Raw genomic sequence first — 447 nt, 5'->3', positions numbered from 1 at the left:
AGACCCCGCCCTGTTCCAAAGGGATTGAGACTTTAAGTGAGGTGTGAAATCCCCGGGCTTAGTCGAAAGACCCCGCCCTGTTCCAAAGGGATTGAGACTAATTGGTCAGACATACAAGAACTTTTGCTTGTCGAAAGACCCCGCCCTGTTCCAAAGGGATTGAGACTACCTAATAACTCATCAAGAGCTTTTAGTTTTTCGTCGAAAGACCCCGCCCTGTTCCAAAGGGATTGAGACTTCAACGCATTCACCTCCTGCGCATTTTGCATGTCGAAAGACCCCGCCCTGTTCCAAAGGGATTGAGACTAAAGTATCTAAAGCGTCTAATTTAGACACATATTGTCGAAAGACCCCGCCCTGTTCCAAAGGGATTGAGACGGTTGTTCAGCTTTGGTTTTAGTTGCAACAGTTTTGGTCGAAAGACCCCGCCCTGTTCCAAAGGGATTG

Annotated in this window: 1 CRISPR repeat array. The window is 47.9% G+C overall.

Features of this window, described 5'->3' with window-relative positions:
• Positions 1–61: 61 nt before the first annotated feature.
• Positions 62–379: a CRISPR direct-repeat array (repeat unit 38 nt; unit sequence GTCGAAAGACCCCGCCCTGTTCCAAAGGGATTGAGACT).
• Positions 380–447: the final 68 nt, after the last annotated feature.

Source organism: Aggregatibacter sp. oral taxon 458 str. W10330 (genome assembly GCF_000466335.1).
Taxonomy (GTDB): Bacteria; Pseudomonadota; Gammaproteobacteria; order Enterobacterales; family Pasteurellaceae; genus Aggregatibacter.
The sequence above is the reverse complement of the archived record's forward strand: the minus strand, read 5'-3'. Positions and strand labels throughout refer to the sequence as shown.